The 20829-nt window shown below is 39.6% G+C and carries 21 protein-coding genes; 19 read left to right on the forward strand and 2 right to left on the reverse strand.

Annotated features, from left to right (window positions below; all coding sequences use genetic code 11):
* Positions 1-16: 16 nt before the first annotated feature.
* Genes WH223_RS11510 through WH223_RS11525 form a run of 4 tightly spaced genes read left to right on the forward strand, consistent with a single transcriptional unit; the run spans position 17 to position 6647 of the window.
* Complete coding sequence (locus WH223_RS11510) at positions 17-2383, forward strand: ABC transporter permease (RefSeq protein WP_340047804.1); 2367 nt, start codon at positions 17-19, stop codon at positions 2381-2383.
* 41 nt (positions 2384-2424) lie between these two features.
* Complete coding sequence (locus WH223_RS11515; protein WP_340047805.1) at positions 2425-4833, forward strand: ABC transporter permease; 2409 nt, start codon at positions 2425-2427, stop codon at positions 4831-4833.
* Positions 4834-4871: 38 nt separating this feature from the next.
* Positions 4872-5966: a hypothetical protein gene (locus tag WH223_RS11520; protein ID WP_340047806.1), complete on the forward strand. Its 1095-nt coding sequence runs from the start codon at positions 4872-4874 to the stop codon at positions 5964-5966.
* 12 nt (positions 5967-5978) lie between these two features.
* Positions 5979-6647, forward strand: coding sequence for an ABC transporter ATP-binding protein (locus tag WH223_RS11525; RefSeq protein ID WP_340047807.1), 669 nt, complete (start codon positions 5979-5981; stop codon positions 6645-6647).
* 21 nt (positions 6648-6668) lie between these two features.
* On the opposite strand, the gene WH223_RS11530 is transcribed toward WH223_RS11525, so the two are convergent.
* Complete coding sequence (locus WH223_RS11530) at positions 6669-7169, reverse strand: ClbS/DfsB family four-helix bundle protein (protein WP_340047808.1); 501 nt, start codon at positions 7167-7169, stop codon at positions 6669-6671.
* 161 nt (positions 7170-7330) lie between these two features.
* Between WH223_RS11530 and WH223_RS11535 the strand changes: the two genes are divergently transcribed.
* Positions 7331-8182 carry a transglutaminase-like domain-containing protein gene (locus WH223_RS11535; RefSeq protein WP_340047809.1) on the forward strand — a complete coding sequence of 284 codons (852 nt, stop codon included), beginning with the start codon at positions 7331-7333 and terminating at the stop codon, positions 8180-8182.
* On the opposite strand, the gene WH223_RS11540 is transcribed toward WH223_RS11535, so the two are convergent.
* On the reverse strand, positions 8166-9260 hold the full coding sequence (locus WH223_RS11540) for a hypothetical protein (RefSeq protein WP_340047810.1): 1095 nt from the start codon (positions 9258-9260) through the stop codon (positions 8166-8168). The genes WH223_RS11535 and WH223_RS11540 overlap by 17 nt on opposite strands.
* Positions 9261-9391: 131 nt before the next feature.
* Here WH223_RS11540 and WH223_RS11545 point away from each other — a divergent pair, with 131 nt between their 5' ends.
* The 14 genes from WH223_RS11545 (at position 9392) to WH223_RS11610 (ending at position 20752) form a co-directional block, all read left to right on the forward strand.
* The gene (locus tag WH223_RS11545) at positions 9392-10054 is read left to right on the forward strand and encodes an epoxyqueuosine reductase QueH (protein WP_340047811.1); all 663 of its coding nucleotides are present in this window, start codon (positions 9392-9394) and stop codon (positions 10052-10054) included.
* Positions 10055-10108: 54 nt separating this feature from the next.
* Positions 10109-10657: a YceD family protein gene (locus tag WH223_RS11550; RefSeq protein ID WP_340047813.1), complete on the forward strand. Its 549-nt coding sequence runs from the start codon at positions 10109-10111 to the stop codon at positions 10655-10657.
* Positions 10658-10671: 14 nt separating this feature from the next.
* Positions 10672-10863, forward strand: coding sequence for a 50S ribosomal protein L32 (gene rpmF / locus WH223_RS11555; protein WP_071790457.1), 192 nt, complete (start codon positions 10672-10674; stop codon positions 10861-10863).
* Between the two features lie 102 nt (positions 10864-10965).
* Positions 10966-11904 carry a phosphate acyltransferase PlsX gene (gene plsX, locus WH223_RS11560; protein WP_340047815.1) on the forward strand — a complete coding sequence of 313 codons (939 nt, stop codon included), beginning with the start codon at positions 10966-10968 and terminating at the stop codon, positions 11902-11904.
* Positions 11905-11910: 6 nt separating this feature from the next.
* Positions 11911-12909, forward strand: coding sequence for a beta-ketoacyl-ACP synthase III (locus WH223_RS11565; protein WP_340047817.1), 999 nt, complete (start codon positions 11911-11913; stop codon positions 12907-12909).
* Between the two features lie 57 nt (positions 12910-12966).
* Positions 12967-13446, forward strand: a complete 480-nt coding sequence (accB, locus tag WH223_RS11570) for an acetyl-CoA carboxylase biotin carboxyl carrier protein (protein WP_340047818.1) — start codon at positions 12967-12969, stop codon at positions 13444-13446.
* A 73-nt stretch (positions 13447-13519) separates the two neighbouring features.
* Positions 13520-14878, forward strand: coding sequence for an acetyl-CoA carboxylase biotin carboxylase subunit (accC, locus tag WH223_RS11575; RefSeq protein ID WP_340047819.1), 1359 nt, complete (start codon positions 13520-13522; stop codon positions 14876-14878).
* Between the two features lie 93 nt (positions 14879-14971).
* The gene (gene tatC / locus WH223_RS11580) at positions 14972-15844 is read left to right on the forward strand and encodes a twin-arginine translocase subunit TatC (protein WP_340047820.1); all 873 of its coding nucleotides are present in this window, start codon (positions 14972-14974) and stop codon (positions 15842-15844) included.
* A gap of 6 nt (positions 15845-15850) precedes the next feature.
* Positions 15851-16288, forward strand: coding sequence for a ribose 5-phosphate isomerase B (gene rpiB, locus WH223_RS11585; protein WP_340047821.1), 438 nt, complete (start codon positions 15851-15853; stop codon positions 16286-16288).
* A gap of 20 nt (positions 16289-16308) precedes the next feature.
* Positions 16309-17874 (forward strand): M28 family peptidase, encoded by a 1566-nt coding sequence (locus tag WH223_RS11590; protein WP_340047823.1) that lies wholly within the window; start codon positions 16309-16311, stop codon positions 17872-17874.
* Between the two features lie 113 nt (positions 17875-17987).
* Positions 17988-18833, forward strand: a complete 846-nt coding sequence (locus WH223_RS11595) for an ABC transporter ATP-binding protein (RefSeq protein ID WP_340047825.1) — start codon at positions 17988-17990, stop codon at positions 18831-18833.
* Positions 18823-19632 (forward strand): hypothetical protein, encoded by an 810-nt coding sequence (locus WH223_RS11600; protein ID WP_340047827.1) that lies wholly within the window; start codon positions 18823-18825, stop codon positions 19630-19632. Before WH223_RS11595 ends, WH223_RS11600 begins: the two co-directional genes overlap by 11 nt.
* 2 nt (positions 19633-19634) lie before the next feature.
* Complete coding sequence (locus WH223_RS11605) at positions 19635-19994, forward strand: GntR family transcriptional regulator (protein ID WP_340047828.1); 360 nt, start codon at positions 19635-19637, stop codon at positions 19992-19994.
* Positions 19991-20752: a hypothetical protein gene (locus WH223_RS11610; RefSeq protein WP_340047829.1), complete on the forward strand. Its 762-nt coding sequence runs from the start codon at positions 19991-19993 to the stop codon at positions 20750-20752. Before WH223_RS11605 ends, WH223_RS11610 begins: the two co-directional genes overlap by 4 nt.
* Positions 20753-20829 lie beyond the last annotated feature (77 nt).

Here is a 20829-nt window from a genome sequence, read left to right on the forward strand (position 1 = left end):
TTAAATAAGGAAAACCATGATAAAACAACATATAAAAATCGCTATACGTAACCTATTCAAAAATAAAGGGTACTCGATTATCAATATAATGGGGCTAGCCATTGGTATGGCTGCCGTACTACTTGTGGCTATGTGGATTAAAAATCAGCTCCAGTACGACAATTTCTACCCACAGCAAGAAAACATATTCAAAGTATGGTCTAGCGCTAGCGATGAAGGTAAGGTAAACGTACATGATATCACCTCAGCACCGGCTGCTGAGACGTTGAAAAAAAACTATCCTGAGGTAAAGTATGCGGCACGTATGTATTGGTCTTCGAACGACCTGTTCACCTATGGCGATAAAAAACTAAAAGCACAGGGAAATGAGGCTGACGCCGATTTCATAAGCATCTTTGATTTTCAATTTCTACGTGGATCGGTACAAAGTGCCTTGCAATCCCCACAGAGCATTGTCCTTACAGCCACGCTAGCAAAGAAACTCTTTGGCGACGAAGATCCTATGGAGAAGACAGTCCTTATGAATAATAACGCTCCGTATAAAGTTACGGGTGTATTACAAGACTTGCCAAGTAATAGCGATTTTGACTTCACCTACTTAACGCCACTATCAAAGGAGACAATAGCAAATTCGGGCACCAACTGGAATACAAACACCTATTACACGTTTGTACAGTTACAGCCAGGCACAGATTTAGAAGCATTCAACAAAAAGATTGAACCTTTAGTCCGCACTGGAGAGCCGTCCTTAACGAAATCGGCTATTTTCTTATACCCAATGTCCAAGATGCACCTATACACGCGTTTTGAAAATGGACAGCCCGTAGGAGGAAAAATAGAACAAATACGTCTAGTAGCAGGGTTAGGGATAATCATCCTTGCCATTGCGTGCATAAACTTCATGAACCTAGCAACGGCACGTAGTCAGAAACGTAGTAAAGAAGTGGGCCTTCGTAAAACTGTAGGCGCTAAGAAGGCAACCTTAATACAGCAATTTCTAGTAGAATCTATCCTTTTAGCCTTTATTGCGGGTATCGTTGCTATCGCCTTGGCTTTCCTTCTACTTCCGCTATTCAACAGCATTTTGGATAAACCGATACTGATTGATTGGTTAAATCCTTTAATCTGGATTTCAGGAGTCGCTGTTATACTTTTCACCGGAATACTAGCGGGCATTTACCCCGCATTTGTCTTATCTAGCTTCAACCCTATCCGAAGCCTTAAAGGAGCTTCTTCAAAAAAACAACCTTTCTTTAGCCTTCGTGAAGGCTTGGTTGTCCTACAATTTGGAATCGCAGTAGTCCTTATTGCAGCAACGATAGTTATACGCCTACAGTTAAAACATGCCGGCGAGCGTGAAGTGGGTTATAACACGGCACAACTTATTGAAATCCCCATAGAAGGAGACTTGGAGAAAAACTACCAAGCTACTAAATCAGAACTGCTGAACAGCCGCTTTTCAACGGGCGTCACACGTACGGGCTGGACGATAACACGGAATGCATCCCAAGCGAGTGGCAATTTCTCGTGGGAAGGGGCAACACCAGAGCAAATAAAAAATAGTGCCTTTGTACTCACGCGTGCAGAAAGCGATTTTGTAAAGACCCTAAACCTCACCTTAGTTGAAGGTCGTGATTTAGACTACGCCAATTTGCCGGCCGACAGTGCATCCGTTGTCATTAACGAATCGGCAATCCGCATGATGGGTTTAGAAAATCCTATTGGAAAATACTTGAAATGGGGAGATGAGTCGTATACCATTGTGGGTGTTATTAAGGATTACCTATCAGGATCTCCTTATAAAGATGTGCAACCTATGCTTATGAGGGCTTCGAAAAACTTTTTAATGAACCTCATTGTGCGCACCAATCCGAATTTATCCATGAAGGAAAATCTTCAAGGTATCGAACAGGTCATTAAGAAATTCAATCCCAACTACCCGTTCACCTACACTTTTGTCGATCAGCAGTTTGCCCTAAAATTTAAAGACCAAGAGCAAACGGCAAGTTTAGCACTATCTTTTTCTTTGTTGGCTATTTTTATATCGTGCCTAGGTTTGTTCGGATTAGCATCCTATATCGCGGAAACACGTGTCAAAGAAATTGGGGTACGCAAAGTATTGGGTGCATCAGTAGCCAGTATTGGCATCCTACTGTCCAAAGATTTTATCAAGTTGGTACTGCTATCCTTTTTAGTGGCAGCACCTGTGGCTTGGTGGGCAGCCAACAATTGGCTCAACGACTTCAGCTACCGTATTCAGGTACAATGGTGGATGCTAGCCCTTGCTGGCTGCATAGCTCTTTTCATTGCATTCCTAACGGTAAGCTCTTTAGCCATTCGCGCAGCGCGCGCAAATCCAGTAAATAGCTTACGCAACGAATAACAAGGGGTACTTTAATTTTTAATACGAGACAACAGAACATCATGATAAAACAACATATAAAAATTGCTTGGCGCAGCCTAAAAAAGGCAAAAACATTAAGTGCAATACATATTATTGGACTAGCCGTTGCTATAGCCGCTTCCACCCTGCTGTACTTAACAGCCATGTTTGAACTATCGTACAATAATTTTCATCAGGATATCGACAAAATTGCGTTGTTGTACAAAACGAGCCAGGAAGATGCCGACTCAAAGTATAATGCAACGATGCCAGTTCCTTTAGCACCGATGGTAAAGGCAGAAATACCTGGAATTGAATTGGCAAGTCGCTACCTCAACGAAGATATCCTACTCCGTCACGGCGAGAAACAGTTTCACGGAAGTAATAAATATGTAGATCCCGATTTTCTATCGATATTTACGTTTTCCTACTTAGGTGGAAATACACAAGCACTTAACAACATCGATAATATTGTAATCGATGATCAGGTTGCAGAAAACCTGTTTGGAACAACACAGGTTATCGGAAAACAGGTTGAAGTCAACGCTGGAGGTGTATGGACAAACAAAAACATCTCGGCCGTAATAAAACGAAAATCCGCAAACTCAAGTCTTCATTTCAACAGCTTAATCCGCTTTGAACAATATCCAGGCTACAAAACGAGCGTAGACAACTGGTCGAATCAAAATCACTCAGTATTTGTAAAATTTGCAAACACTCCCCCAACAGATGATGCTTTTACCCTAAAAGCTAAAGCCTTTATGGAGCTTTACTTTAAGGATAATCAAGAAATGCTAAAGCGTGATGGCGCAAAAGCTGATAAAAATGGTGTTTACTTATCTCTTCACCAACTACCATTTAAATCATATCATCGTAATGATTTGGGATTGGGCGATGCCAGTTCGCCGATATTCCCATGGATCTTACTCTTAATTGCGGGTCTAATTTTGCTTATCGCTTGTTCTAACTTCGTGAACCTATCGTTAGCGAACTCTTTTGCGCGTAACCGCGAAATAGGAACACGCAAAACATTAGGCAGCAGCACCAGCCAATTAATAGGTCAGCTGTGGACAGAATCACTTATGCTCTGTGTCATCGCCTTAATCATTGGTCTTGGCGTCGCTTGGTTAGTGCTTTCGGAGTATAACGCGATGATGAACTACCGCTTAACCATAGGCGAACTGTTCACACCGCTTAACCTTACTATTTTCATTTTTATATTTCTGTTTATCACAATCCTTGCCGGAGGATATCCTGCTTGGCGTATAGCGCAGAGCAACATCATACAAACGTTAAAAGGTACAGCTACGGTAAAAACAAGCAGACTTAGAAACAGCTTAACGGTCGTTCAATTCACCATTGCTACGGTACTGATTATAGCGACAATCATCATCAGCTTTCAGCTACGTTATGTCAATCTTCGTCCTTTAGGCTTCGACAAAAATACGGTTATCAGTATTCCTATTGGTGTAGGTATTGAACCTGAACTCGCCCTACAGAAAATGCGCAATGCGTTGGCTAGCGAGCCATGGGTAGAAGCCGTTAGTGCGGCTGATATCAACTTAGGTCGTGGACGTGATGGCAACATGTCGGATAGTAGATTTGGATTTGACTACGAAGGTCGCCAAGTATCGACAAACTTTATGCGTATCGACTACGACTACCTTAAAACACTCGACATCAAGCTGGTGTCGGGCCGCGATTTTGACCGTAGTTATCTAACAGACTCATCGGCCGTATTGATCAATAAACAAATGGCTATTCAGCTAGGTGGCGTAGACAAAGTGCTCAACAAGACTTTAAAACTAGCAGGAAGCAATGAAATCATTGGTATCATTGACGACTTTAACTTTAAGAAACTAGATCAAAAAGTACAACCTTTAACGCTATCTATTAATCCAGGAATCTTCACCGTACAATACATTTTTGTACGTGTCAACGGTGATCAGCTGAGTGAGCAACTCGCCAAGGTAGAAAAAGTATGGAAAACAGTAAATCCAAAAGCAACGATAGAAGCTTCATTCTTGGATGATAACATTCAAGATCTTTATCGCGAAGAGCAGCGCTTTGTCAAGATTATTATTAGTGGAGCAATCATAGCTATTTCCATTTCTTCACTAGGCCTCTTTGCTTTAGCCTTGATGATGATTAACAAGCGTGTTAAAGAAATTGGTATCCGCAAAGTATTAGGTTCATCGGTAAGCAGTATTATGTTGCTTTTATCCAAAGACTTCCTCAAGTTAATGCTTATAGCCTTCCTTATTGCTACACCTATAGCTTGGTGGATGATGCAAAATTGGCTTCAACACTTTGTGTACCGCATTGATATTCAATGGTGGATGTTCCTCTTAGCCGGACTTATAGCATTGGTTATCGCTATGGTAACCATAACCTGGCAAACGCTACGTGCCGCAACAGGCAACCCAATAAATAGTTTACGCGACGAGTAAAAAACAGAATCCTATAACCAATAATTAATACAAAAGAGATGAAAAAAACAGCACTTATCCTACTGCTATCTTGTGGAATACTAGGATACGCAGAAGCGCAAGAAAAACAAGAAAGAGTCGTAGAAAACAACGTTTCTACGTGGACAATTAGCAACGATAAAGAAAGTTTAAAAATAACTATAAAAGGTAATGTAAGCATTGCCGAAAATGATAAACGCATAGCATCTATTTCTAATAAAGGCGCTATCAAGTTCAGCAAAAACGGTGAAAAGCTAGAGGTTTACAACGACAACCGCGGCAATATCGTTTATGAAGTTAACGGCCGTATTAAAGAAAGCCTTAATGGTAACGAGGAGGCGTTGTTACAGTCTTGCATCCAAAGCATGATTCGCAACGGTGTTGATGCTAAAGCCAGAACGGAGCGTATTTTTGCGAAAGGTGGAACAGCCGCTGTCCTCCAAGAAGTAGATCGTTTAGAAAATGATTTTTCGCGCAGTCAATACCTTAACAACCTGCTTAAATTAAAAATAAGCCCTAAGGATGCGGATAAAATTATCACGAATTTAGATCAAACGATTAAGTCGGACTTTTATAAAGCAGAAGTATTAACTGCAGCAATGAAACAAGCGACAAGAGATACAAACCTTTACAGTTCATATTTAAATGTTGTACGTAGCATAAAATCAGATTTCTACCAACATGAAACATTAAAGAAATTAATAAATCAAGATTTAACGGAAGATCAACAAGCTAGGGTAATCGAGATTGCGCAAAGCATGAAATCTGACTATTACCAAGCGGAGCTTTACAAATCCCTGTCAAACAACCAAAACATCGGTGCGGAAGGCTTCAAGCAAACTATGCGCTTGGTAGGCGGAATGAAAAGTGACTTTTACAAGGCTGAAGTCGTTAAGAGCTTAATTAAGAATAATCCTAAAAACATAGATTGGAAAGTACTAATTGCTGAAACTAACCAAATAAAATCCGACTTTTATCAAACGGAAGTTTTAAAGCAAATTATCAGCAAAGCTCCGCAAGCGAACAAGCTGAAAGACCAACTTTATGAGTCGGCAAAAAATATTAAATCAAATCATTACCAAGGTGAAGTTTTAAGAGCTATCACCGCTTTGTAGCGTATACATATCATGATAAAACTAGAACATATTTTCAAATGGTATAACATTGCTGGCGCACGTTCCTACGTATTGAAAGACATCAATCTAACCATTGAACAAGGTGATTTTATATCCATCATGGGGCCTTCAGGATCCGGAAAATCAACTCTCCTGAATGTAATTGGCTTACTTGACGAGCCTGATGAAGGCAAATACTACTTTATGGAAGAGGAAGTATTATCCTTAAAAGCCAAGAAAAGAACGGCTATTTCGCAAGCTAATATGGGCTATGTATTTCAAGCATACCACTTAATCGATGAACTCACGGTATACGAAAATATCGAAACACCGCTCCTTTATAAGCAGCATGGCTCATCAGAAAGAAAAGCTATAGTAGCCGATTTATTAGACCGCTTTGGTATCGTTGGAAAGAAAGACCTTTTCCCGGCGCAGCTTTCTGGTGGACAGCAACAGATTGTTGGTATTGCTCGCGCTTTAGCAGCATCGCCAAAACTGTTATTAGCCGATGAGCCTACAGGCAATTTGAATTCAAAGCAAGGAGAAGAAGTCATGCAGCTCTTTAAGCAGCTTAATGATGATGGCGTAACGATTATTCAAGTAACGCACTCTGAAAAAAATGCAGCCTACAGCAAGCGAATTCTCAATCTATTAGACGGGCAACTGAAAAAAGAAGATTAACAAAAAGAGCTAGTGATATCACTAGCTCTTTTTCGTATACGCTTTGCGAACTAATTTTATAGCCCAGTCGTAATGACTAGAAGTGGCCGAAATCAAGTAAGAAGCCAACGATGTGGTTCCTGTCCAACGATAGTATTTCTTGGTAAATAGTTCAGCTTGGCTATGCTGCTCTATAAGCTGCTGTAAAGCCGCATGCGAAGCAATAAGTAATTCCTTCGCTTCCTCAAAAGAAACAGCTTGAGCATCCGCCCAAAGGGCTCTATTCAAAGCAGGCGTATCTTTCCATCCATAGCCTTCTGCAGGCATGACAGGCTTCCTTTCCGCCATTCCATCCGTATACCAGTTCAGAAACAGCTGATGCCAACCATGCAGATGCATAAATACATCCCTAACATTACGATTCATCATCCCTTCGGGGAATACATAATCCACATCAGACCTCCTTTCAACAGCTGTCAATAACTGCTGAAAACTGGAAGCACTCTGCCTATGTAAAGTATCCTTATCTGTTGGTCTTGCCATAACCTAAAAATACAAAAGATAATGGAAATAAGTCCTAGGCATGGACGAAGTAATCAATCTATACATCATACGGGGTGCATTAGATAACTTTAAGTAGGCTTAACAAAACAAGGAGTACAATGATTTTCGGGTTCTCACTAAAAATCGTAGATTCGTATTACATGAATGAAAACGAACTAAAAGCACTTATTTCGTTATTGGACGATCCTGATGCGGCCATTTATCAAGAATTGGAAGACAAACTCATCGCTTCAGGTCCTCCCGTTGTTCCTTTTTTGGAACAGCAATGGGAAACCTCGTTTGATGCATTGCTCCAAAGTAGAGTAGAACAGATTGTTCATAAAATTCAATTCAATGAGGTAAAGAACGATTTACAGCTGTGGATGATGAGCAATCAGGAAGACCTTCTGGAAGGCCTACTTATCATTAATCGTTATCAGTATAGCCAACTAAACGAGTCGGAAATCTATCAGCAGCTTGCCGAACTCAAGCGAGAGGCATGGTACCTCATGATGTATGAGATGAGCCCACTAGAAAAAGTGAAGCTACTCAACAATGTCCTGTTCCGAGATTTTGGCCTTTCTGGCAATACGAGCGATTACCATGCTCCGCAGAACTCTTTTATCAATAAAGTATTTGAAACAAAAAAGGGGAATCCAATTTCCTTAGCCTGTATCTACAGTTTAGTAGCGCAACGCTTAGATATTCCTATCTATGGGGTAAACTTGCCTAAACACTTTGTATTGGCGTATATGAATGAGGAAAATCCAGAGGAAGTATTATTTTACATTAATGTTTTCAATAGGGGACAAGTGATGCAAGAGTCCGATATCCAATCATTCTTGCAACAACTGAACCTTCCATTTAGCGATCAATACACCAAGCCTTGTGGAAACTTGGATATTATACGACGCGTCCTCCGCAACCTATTGGCAGCATACAACCACCTTGACAATGTGGAGAAACGCGACGAAATTCAGCTATTACTAGACCTGGTTACTGACCCAGCGTAGAAAAGTCACGCGCATCGAGTGATAAACCTGCTGGAATCAATTTACGTTTATTACGCTCAATTTCTACAACCTTATTCGGAATGACATTACCGCTATCAGAAAGTTTGAAGCGTAAAACTTTACCCGAACGATCGGCTACATAAATATTATCAGCAGTAGAACGTGGATCTATGGCCACATCGACAGGCTCTTTAAGCAACGTAGCCGGTCCTGTTATGACACGTGTCGGAATAATCGCTTCTTGTTTAATTAAATCGGAGAATTTCTCAAAAATTAAAATACGCCCTGTTCCTTCGGCACCATTTGTCACAAAATCGGTAATAGCTAACACATTTCTCACCGTATCATAAGACATTCCACGAAGATTTTGTGCGTCAGCAATAGATAAAATACGCGTTGGATTTAAGCGACCTACAGAATCTGGACCTACAGCAGTTGCTAATATTTTCTCGAAAACATAAATCCCTGCATCATCACCAGTCTTAGAAGTAAATAGATTAGAACCACCAAACGCTGCTCCCCACATTGTAAGACTCGAATTTTTTAGCTTCTTGATAGGACGTGCATAGCCATTGTTTCGAGGTCTGTAATTAAGATAAACACCAGCATCAGCACCTGAGGCATTTACCGCTATAAGCGTTTCCGACGCTGAGTGATAAAAAAGACCCTTTATAAGATTATACTGTCTGTTTCCTAAACGTGCTGCATTTGATAATAAACCGGTCCTATCCCCAACGGTCATGCCATAGATAGACGTATCGGAGACTCCTCCACTAATAACGCTAGCCTGATACAACATCTTTAAAAAAGGATGAAAATAAATAGGTCCTCCGCCCTTTGCGCCAGAAACAAAACCTAAAGAATATTTAAATTCACTAGAATCTGCTGGAAAAATAATACGAACATTTGTATCGGGTACACCGACATTTGAAGTACCAAATTCCTCGAAAGAAACATACAATCGAGAGAACTTCTTTGTATCTAAATTTGGCTCTTTATCATCGCGCTCACAAGCGTAAACCGCAATTAAACAAAACACCACTGCTAAGGCCTTAAAAACGTAAGGAATCTTCATCATAACCATTATTCGCTATATGTTACAAACATACAAAATTAAACGCTTTTCACGCGCCACCTGCGACATCCTAGCAAGCTACTTTTGCAAAATCTTTAATATTTATGTAAAATTGCATTATATTTAAGTAACTCATGAACAACGACACGCTTATACGTGAAAAATTAACATTACCGAATGAAGGTAAAAAGCTGCTACTTCACTCCTGCTGTGCACCCTGTGCTGGCGAAGTAATGGAGGCTCTTATTGCTTCGGATATTACGTTCACGATTTATTTCTATAATCCAAATATACATCCACGTACAGAATATGACCTTCGTAAAGAAGAAAATATTCGCTTTGCGGAGAAACACAACATTCCATTTATCGACGCCGATTATGATGTCGACCATTGGTTTGATTTAGCCAAAGGGATGGAAAATGAACCCGAAAAAGGAATTCGTTGTACCATGTGTTTCGATATGCGCTTTGAAAAAACTGCAGAATATGCTGCGGCAAACGGCTTCGATGTTATTTCGAGCTCCTTAGGCATCTCCAGATGGAAAAATATGAATCAGATCAACGATTGTGGCGTTAAAGCGGCCTCTCGCCATCCTGACATGGACTACTGGACACTAAACTGGCGCAAAAAAGGAGGATCCGGACGTATGTTGGAAATCAGTAAAAGAGAGCGGTTTTACATGCAAGAATATTGCGGATGTGCCTACTCCCTACGCGACACAAATCGCTGGCGTGTGAGCACTGGACGTGACAAAATCGAACTCGGCAAAAACTATTACAGCGATGAAACGCAGTAATTTTGCAAAAATGTTTCATATTTATCAAAATATTAATTAATTTTGCAGGCTCAAATGCAGATTGTGAAATATCTAAAACAATATAGAATACCGTTTTCGGGCTTAGCCGCGGGACAGCACAATTTTGAATTTGAAATTGACGATAAGTTCTTTGATTGCTATACGCATTCTTTGGTAAAAAAAGGAAAACTGAACGCTCATGTAGAATTGCAGAAGCAAGAAAACATGTTAATTGTTCTTTTTCACATCAAAGGAATCATTCAGCTGACCTGTGACATCTGTCTACAAGAGTTTGACTCGCCATTAGATATTAATGAGCGTACATTGGTTAAATTCACGGAGGAAGATTGGGAGAACAGCACGGAAGAAGTTCTTTTTTTAGCAAAAGCGGAGTACGAGTTGGATATTGCAAACTTGTTGTATGAATACATCAACGTATGCGTACCCTACTACAGTCGTTGTACCGAACAAGGTATTAACATCAGCTGTGATCCTGAAATGCTCGCTAAAATAAATCAAGAAGAAAGCATTACCGAATCGGAAGATTCAACAGAAAAGATAGACCCACGTTGGGATATATTAAAAAAGATTAAAAATAACTAAAACACAAATACGAGATGGCACATCCAAAGCGTAAGACTTCTAAATCAAGAAGAGACAAAAGAAGAACACATTATAAGGCAGAAAGACCTACGTTAACTGTATGTAAAGAAACAGGAGCTGTACATACTCCACACCGTGCATACACAGTAGACGGTAACTTATACTACAACGGTAAATTGATTATCGAAAACACCGCTGCTGTCTAACGACATCATTCAAAAAAACTCAACATCCCAAATAGGTGTAAAACATTTTTATGCTTCAATTTGGGATGTTTTTGCGTATTATTGGTTATAAAATAATAACGGATGAAGATTGGTTTAGACGTTTTAGGTGGAGATTACGCACCTAATTCCACAATACTAGGAGCCATAGAAGCTCAAAAAATATTAAAAGACGATCAACGTCTAGTCCTTATCGGAGATCAGCAAGACACCATAGAACGGTTGAAACAAGCTGGAGCAAATCCCGATAACTTCGACTACATCCATGCGCCTGATGCTATTGGTATGCATGAACATCCGACCAAAGCCATTACCCAAAAGCCCAACTCGAGTATCGCTAAGGGATTCGAACTATTGAAAAATAGAGAACTTGATTCTTTCGCCTCGGCTGGAAATACGGGAGCAATGCTTGTGGGTGCGATGTTCAGCGTAAAAGCTATTCCTGGCGTACTCAGACCAGCTATTGCTACCAACGTTCCTAAAATCAAAAGTGGTTTTGGAATTATTTTAGACGTTGGTGCTAATGCAGACTGTAAACCAGAAATGCTTAATCAGTTTGCTATTTTGGGTAGTCTCTATTCTCAACACATATATGGTATTGACAATCCAAAAGTTGGCTTACTAAATATTGGTGAAGAAGAAGAAAAAGGAAACAACTTAACAATCTCAACATACCCCCTTCTTAAAGAAAACAACAAAATTAACTTTATCGGTAATGCTGAAGGAAGAGACCTTTTCACAGATCTAGCTGACGTTTACGTTTGCGATGGTTTCACGGGAAATGTCGTTCTTAAACTAGCCGAATCATTTTATGTTGTTACATTGAAGAAAGGTATGAAGGATGAATTCTTTGATCGCTTCAATTACGAACAGTACGGAGGCAGCCCGATATTAGGTGTTAACGCACCTGTTATTATCGGTCACGGCATCTCGACACCAGAAGCGATTAAGAATATGGTTTTACTTTCAAGAGATATGATTGCGTCGAAGATAGTAGACAAAATCAAATCTGCTTTCAACTAACTAAATATGTCAAAAATTCACGCGGCTATAACGGCGGTAAATGGGTATGTTCCAGATTATATCTTGACGAATCAGGAATTGGAAACAAAGGTTGACACCAATGATGAATGGATTGTTTCGCGCACCGGTATTAAGGAAAGAAGAATCCTTAAAGGGGAAGGCAAAGCAACATCAGACTTGGCTGTTCCGGCAGTACAAGGACTCTTAGAAAAAAGAGGAATTACGGCTGAAGATATCGAATTGATTATCTTCTGTACCAGTACACCTGATATGTTATTCCCAGCAACAGCCAACATTTTGGCCGATAAAATCGGTGCTAAAAATGCTTGGGGTTACGATTTACAAGCTGCCTGCTCGGGCTTTCTTTTTGGATTGACAACAGGCGCTCAATTTATCGAGTCTGGAAAGCATAAAAACGTGCTTGTAGTTGGTGCCGACAAAATGTCGTCTATCGTTAACTATGAAGACCGCAACACCTGTATCCTTTTTGGAGATGGTTGTGGATGTGTACTATTGGAAGCTAATGATGAAGGCAACGGCCTTATCGACTCGGTGCTAAAAACTGATGGCTCCGGCACTCCTTACTTAAATCTTCAAGGAGGAGGTTCACTAAACCCAGCAAGTCACCACACCGTAGATGCAGGCATGCACTATGCTTACCAAGAAGGACGTACCGTCTTCAAATTTGCTGTTACAAACATGGCGAATGTGGCGGCCGACGTGATGGAAAGAAACAACTTATCTTCTGATGATATTGCTTGGTTAGTACCGCATCAAGCAAATAAGCGTATCATCGATGCTACAGCCGAACGTGCTGGGCTACCAGAAGAAAAAGTAATGGTAAACATTCATAAGTATGGAAATACGACGAGTGCAACCATCCCTCTCTGCTTATGGGAATGGGAAGACAAATTAAAAAAAGGAGATAATCTATTATTAGCGGCCTTTGGTGGCGGTTTCACTTGGGGTTCTATATACCTAAAGTGGGCATATACAAAAGCATAATATTTTATTATCTTTACCGATTCGTAAAAACATTAAAAAACAAAAATCGACTAGAATATGAGTATGGATATTAAACAAATTCAAGATCTGATTAAGTTCGTATCAAAATCAGGTGTGAATGAAGTCGCCATTGAAGAAAAAGACTTTAAGATTACGATAAAAACAAATCAAGAGCCTACTTACGTAACGGCAACAGTACCTAGCCCAGTTGCAGTAGCAGCAGCTCTTCCTGCAGTAGCAGCTGTAGCAGCAGTGCCAGCAACTCCTGCGGCAGCAGCAGCAAGCAACGATGCTCACTTAATCACTGTTAGATCACCAATGATTGGTACGTTCTACCGTGCAGCAGGTCCTGAGAAACCATTGTTTGCAAACGTAGGTGACGAAATCGCTCCTGGCAAAGTTTTGTGTATCATTGAAGCGATGAAACTTTTCAACGAAATTGAATCAGAAGTTTCTGGTAAAATCGTTAAAATTCTTGTTAATGATGCTCAGCCTGTTGAGTTTGATCAACCTCTCTTCTTGGTTGACCCAAGTTAATTGAGTACTACTCAATTCGGAAAAAACTCAATTACAGCGAATTTTTCGCGCATGGTAACATCATTTTACATTTATGTTTAAAAAAATATTAATAGCAAATAGAGGAGAAATCGCCCTTCGCATCATCCGTACTTGTCGCGAGATGGGGATTAAAAGTGTCGCTGTTTACTCAACAGCAGACCGTGACAGCTTACACGTACGCTTCGCTGACGAAGCCGTGTGTATTGGTCCTCCTCCAAGTAAAGATTCTTATTTAAACATCCCTCATATTATAGCTGCTGCAGAGTTAACCAATGCAGACGCTATTCACCCTGGATATGGTTTCCTTTCTGAAAACGCTAAGTTTTCTGCTATCTGTGCTGAGTATGGAATAAAATTCATCGGTGCTACAGCAGATCAAATTGAAAAAATGGGCGATAAAGCTAGCGCTAAAGAAACCATGAAATCTGCGGGTGTACCAACGATTCCAGGATCACTAGGTTTAGTACCTGATGTTAAAACAGGTATTCAGCTGGCTAATGAAATCGGCTATCCAGTTATTATTAAGGCTACTGCTGGTGGTGGTGGTCGTGGTATGCGTACCATCTGGAAAGACGAAGATTTTGAATCTGCATGGGATTCAGCACGTCAAGAATCAGCTGCTGCCTTTGGAAACGACGGTATCTACCTAGAGAAGTTTGTAGAAGACCCTAGACATATCGAAATCCAAGTAGTGGGTGATCAATATGGCACTGTATGTCACCTTTCTGAGCGTGACTGTTCTATTCAGCGTCGTCACCAAAAACTATTGGAAGAAGCTCCTTCACCATTTGTTACACCAGAATTACGCGAGCGTATGGGTGCAGCAGCGATTAAAGGTGCTAAAGCCGTAAACTATGAAGGTGCTGGAACGATTGAATTTTTGGTCGACAAACACCGCAACTTCTACTTCATGGAGATGAATACGCGTATTCAAGTAGAGCACCCGGTAACGGAAGAAGTTATCAGCTTCGACTTGATTAAAGAGCAAATTAAAGTAGCTGCAGGTATTCCTATCTCTGGAAAAAATTATGAACCTACGATGCATTCTATCGAGTGTAGAATCAATGCTGAAGATCCGTTCAATAATTTCCGTCCTTCACCAGGTAAGATTACTACTTTCCACTCACCAGGAGGACATGGAGTACGTATCGATACGCATGTTTACGCAGGTTATACCATTCCACCGAATTACGATTCAATGATTGCAAAATTGATCTGTACAGCGCAAACGCGTGAAGAAGCAATTAGCACTATGGAACGTGCATTAAGTGAATTCGTAATCGAAGGTATCAAAACAACGATCCCTTTACACCTACGTTTAATGCGTGACCCTAACTTCAGAGCAGGTAATTTTACAACTAAATTCATGGAGACTTTCGACTTATCGGAATACCCAGACGAAGAAGTTTAATAATATTTTGTTTACAAATACAGAAAATACCATTCTTACAAATAAGAATGGTATTTTTGTTTCCAACCGAAATTAAAATTTTAAAATTTCAACATGTCACAGTCTAACGAATTAATTAAAGCTATAAAAAACAAAGGTAAATCTATCGAGGCAGAGATGTCATTCTTTGACCATTTAGAGGTTCTTCGCTGGCATATCATCCGATCAGTTATCGCCGTTGCAGTTTTTGCTACCCTGGCCTTTACTTTTTATGATTTCATCTTTGAGGATATCATCTTAGGCCCTAAGCAACTTGACTTCTGGACTTACCGTATGATGTGTAAAGTTGGCGCCGCCTTGAGTATCGACGGTTTTTGTGTTGAAAAGATTCCTTTCAATTTAATTAATACCGAAGTAGCAGGTCAGTTTATGCTACAAATCAACTCCTGTCTTTTAATTGCAGTAGCGCTAGGCTTTCCTTACCTTTTATTTGAGGTATGGCTTTTCATTAAACCAGCATTAACAGCTGTAGAAAGAAAATCTGCCAGTGGCTTTGTTGTTTATGCTTGGATACTATTTATTATCGGTGCTTTATTTGGGTATTATATCGTTGTTCCACTATCGATAAACTTCTTAGCGAATGTGTCGCTTAGTGACATGATTACCAACCAGATTACAATCGACTCTTATTTGTCGACCGTAGCAACATTAACCCTAGGCTGTGGTGTGGTATTCCTTTTGCCTATTTTAATATTTGTCCTTTCTAAGTTAGGATTAATGACGCCAGCATTTATGCGTGCTAGTAGACGCTATGCTACCGTTGTCATCCTAATCATTGCCGCTATTATTACACCTACTTCAGATGTAATCACCTTACTTACCGTGAGTGCTCCAATGTTTATCTTATACGAGTTAAGTATTATGGTATCGGCGAATGTTAAGAAACAAAAGGATAAAGCAGAAAAAGAATTTTATAACAAAAAATAATTAGTCATGTCTAAAAAAATTGCCATCGGAAGTGATCACGCAGGTGTAGAGTACAAAGCTATCTTAATTGATTTCTTACAGTCAAATGGTTACGAGGTTCAAGACTTTGGTCCAGCAACAGCAGACTCTGTAGATTACCCAGATTTTGCACATCCTGTAGCATCAAGCGTTGAAAACAAAGAAAACGAATTGGGAATCCTTATTTGTGGTAGTGCAAATGGTGTAGCAATCACAGCAAACAAGCACCAAGGTATCCGCGCGGCAATTGCTTGGCAAAATGAAATATCAGCCTTAGCACGTCAACATAACGATGCAAACATTGTTTGTATTCCTGCACGCTTTATCGATATCGAATTGGCTAAAAAAATCGTTGACACTTTCTTAACAACAGAATTTGAAGGTGGTAGACATGGAAACAGAGTAAATAAAATCGCTTGTCAATAAGCAAATAAAAAAAACCGGTAATGAAGAATTGGCTAAAAACAATTTTCCTCCTACCGGCACTACATAGCTGTGCCGTAGCCCAGGATCCTGTACAACTCAAATATGCAGAAGCCTTGACTACGGCATCTGCAAAAACACACCTTACGCTCCTTGCTTCTCCCGCCTTTGAAGGGCGAGGAACAGGACAAAAAGGAGGTGAAAAAGCAGCGCACTACATCGCTGATCAATTTAAATCATATGGGCTAAAAGCCCCAGTAAACGGCACTTTCTTTCAGCCCGTTCAACTCCTAAAAAAATACTACAAAGCAGAAGGTCTTCAAATTAATGGAGAGCAGTACCTACAAGGAAAAGACTTCTATGTTCAAGGGGTAAACACCCTAAGTAGCTTCCAGGCAGATGAAGTTGTATTCATAGGCTTTGGTATTCAAGATGAAAAATACAATGACCTGGCCAATGTTTCTATTAAAAACAAGATTGTCCTTTTAATCAACGAGGGAGAGCCTAAAGATAAAAATGGAAATGCTATCATCACCGGTACACATAAAGAATCGGAATGGTCAACAAGCCGTTTCAAACGCTTACAAGAAATTGCCAAGCAGCAACCCAAACTAATATTAGCCACAGGATCTTATGTTCAAGATAACATCAAAAGATTTGGTACCCGCTTAGGTGGAGGTTCCTTTTCCTTAGCTAATCCAAAAGCGGAACAAGAAACGGCTGTAAACACCGTCCCTCCTGTAATCCATTTTTCGGAAAAATTAGCTAATCAATTTCTATTGCCTACAGGTAAAACTATTGAAGGCTTAACGAAAAACCCTTCATCCTTCACTTTTCCGCTTCGCGTAAAGGCTGAAATGGGGATGGTTAACGAGCGTTTCTATGACCCTAATGTTTTGGGGCTATTGGAAGGAAGCGACCTTAAAGATGAAATCTTAGTCGTATCGGGGCATTATGACCATGATGGCATCTTGCCCGACGGAACCATATTCCCAGGGGCTGATGATAATGGTTCAGGAACTGTCGGCGTATTGGAGTTGGCACGTGTTTTCACAAAAGCAAAAGCTGAAGGTCATGGCCCACGACGCAGCATTCTATTCATCGCTTTAGCGGCTGAAGAAAAAGGCTTGCTAGGGTCTAAGTTTTATACCGAAAACCCAGTATTCCCGTTGGCGAATACCGTTGTTTGCCTAAACATTGATATGATAGGACGCATCGACGATAAACATCTCGATAACAATCATAATTATGTTCACGCCATCGGAACAGACAAACTAAGCTCCGAGCTTAAGCAAATTACAGAAAAAGCAAATATGAGCTATACCAATATGGAGCTTGATTATATGTATGACGACCCGAAGGATCCAATGCGCCTCTATTATCGCTCGGACCACTATAATTTTGCACAAAAAGGAATTCCATCGGCTTTTTTCTTTTCAGGACTTCACCCACATTATCATACACCAGAAGATACTGTAGATAAAATAGACTTCCCAATGATGGTGAAAAGAGAAAAGCTCATCTTTCATATCCTATGGGAAATTGCTAATCGGGCAGAACGCATTAAAGTTGATAGCAACAAAGAATAATATAAATAGATCCTCTTACAAACCGTAAGAGGATTTTTTTTTCAATTAATTGTATAATATTCAAAAATAAAACATACATTCGTAGTGTACTACTTAACTAATACACTAAACTAATGATTGAAATTAAAAACGTATCCTTTCATTACAAAAAAGGGAAAGATATCTTAAATGATATCAATACGACCCTTGCTCCTGGCCAAGTATATGGCCTATTCGGTCTTAATGGCTGTGGTAAAACAACCTTATTAAAACTAATTTCCTCCAGTATATACGCTAAAAGCGGTATACTAAAGGTTGGAGATTATACGGTAAGTGAGCGCCAACGTGAATTATTATCCGACTTATACTTAGTTACAGATGAGGTAGACCTTCCAAATTGGAAGATTACAGATATCCTTCGTGTCTACAGTCCGCTATACCCAAAATTTGACCGCCACTATTTCGACGAGATATTGAATAAGTTTCAAGTGGCGGCTCAGGCAAGGATAAAAGACCTTTCTTATGGTCAACGCAAAAAGGTAAATATTGCTTTTGCCTTAGCGTCGAATGTATCCTTGCTATTGATGGATGAACCAACAAATGGCTTAGATATTCCGTCTAAAACACAGTTTAGAAAACTTATTGTGAATCACCTTGATTCAGAAAAAACAATTATTATTTCTACACACCAAACACGGGATGTGCAAAATTTAATCGACCATATGCTGGTAATCAAGGAAAACAAACTTATCCTTGACGCTTCAATTTTTGAACTTAGCAAGCGTTTTTCGTTTAAGCAAGGGAACTACCCTGAAGCCTTTTACGCAGAAAGCAACTACAACGGCACATTAAGCTTGGTACCGAATAGTGATAACGAAGATACCCCTTTCGACATCGAAATCTTCTTCAACGCGCTACATGAAAACCCAGTTATACCTATGCATTTAAAAACGACTAACCTTCATCACCATGCTGAATAAGACACAAAAGATAACCCTAACAGCTAGCATTCAGGAGTTTTGGAACTTTAACAAAAACTTCATTCTACTGCTTCCAGTTATACAGGTTATAGTATTGCTTTTTAATTTATTACATCCTAACGGATTAATTTATAACACCGTATTTAATACGGAATTAATAAACAATTCTCAATTTATTCGTAACGAAATCCATAATGGCTTTGGTCCAAGCAGAATGATGGCGCTATTTGTCACACTTCCTATCATCATCTTGTGCACACATAGATATCTGAGCCACATTAAAAAGCAAAGCCGTTACACCACGATGCCTATTAGCGATAATTATAGAATCATAACCCTTTGGATTTTCTCTATAGCGATTGCTATAATTGGTAGTCTAACATTATACATTATTGACCAAAGCCTTGTGGGATTAATGAAGCATTTTTTCGCAGAAAAATCGCATGTTGCTAATGAAACCGCAGGAATCTTGTACCCGGCGTATTACTGGAATACCTATTTCACTCCGCTTGAACCTGAAAAGTATAGAGCTGTATCATTCGGAATATTTCTATTCTTACCGGCAATACATCTCGCCTACTTTTTGTTTAGAAAGCATAGCTTACTCTATACAGCGTTATTGTATGCATGTTTGATAGGGGGAGCTATCATTATCACCATCAAAATGTCATACACGCAACTACGTATCCAGACTATAGCATCACCAGCAGAAATGTGGATTAAACTTTTATTCATTGCAATTATCCTATCCTTGTTTATTCTTGCATTTAAGCATGCATTAAAAGAAAGAGAGGTCTAACCATGCAATTTACATCCGATAAAGCCATATATCTACAAATTAAACAACTCGTCATGGAGAAAATATTACGGGAAGAATGGCCCGCCGATGCTAAAATTCCATCAGTGCGAGAGTTTGGTAGCGACATAGAGGTGAATCCCAATACGGTCATGCGCGCTTACGATATCTTACAACAGGATAAGATTATCTACAACAAGCGTGGATTGGGTTTCTTTGTAAGTCCTGATGCTATTGAAATAATCAAACGAGAGAGGAAGCAAGAGTTTATCCATACAGATTTACCCTTATTGTTCAAAACGATGGAGCTATTAAAGATTGAGTTGAACGAAATTATACAACATTATAACGACTATAAATCATGAAAAAATCATTTATATATTTTGGCATAGCTTTCATTATCATGCTATGCATGACCATTTTTCCGAGTCTTTCGGGAACGATGCGTCTCAGTAAAGAAGGAGAGCCACTTGATCTACTTTCGAAGCTCTGGGCATCCAATCGTAAAGTAGAGCTAAAGAAGAGTTATCCAGATAACATCCGCATCCTTAAAATTGAGGGTAATGGACATAGGGCTTCCATAAGTTTATCCAGCGGAGAAAATAGCTACTTCTCAAAGGATATCTACAACTTCAACACACGTGTCACCAATGACACCTTATTTTTTGACATAAGTAATCCAACGACGTTTTCATTAAATGATATTGGGAATTTAGAAAAGATTATTTTTAACAATACAGAAGGTCATATTTCTGTTAACCAAAGAAAGGATAACCTAGCTTTAGAAATTAACGATGGCACCAACATAAATATGTACACGGGCAAGCCCGAATATGAAGAATTTCAAATAAACAACCTACAGTTAAATCTTCAAGATAAATCAATGCTAAAAATCAATGCGGCCAAGATAAAATCGATTAAGGCAGATCTAAAAGATGCGGAATTAAACTATTCAAACGAACTAGCAGCAGATACCGTATTAGCTAATCTTCATGGTCGAAGCATTGTAAAATCTGACTCCCAGACAAGTGTTCACGAACTTAAAACACTTATTGTTCAAGGTAACAAACAGTATTTCAAAGAGAGCTTTGTGGGAAAAAATGTGCAACTAATAAAAAATTAGTCACCATCTACATGCATGTATAGGTAGGGAAAGTCGTTTCAGCAAGAAACACTTTCCCTATTTTTTTATAACAAATG

Source organism: Sphingobacterium sp. MYb382 (assembly GCF_037572665.1).
Lineage (GTDB): Bacteria > Bacteroidota > Bacteroidia > Sphingobacteriales > Sphingobacteriaceae > Sphingobacterium.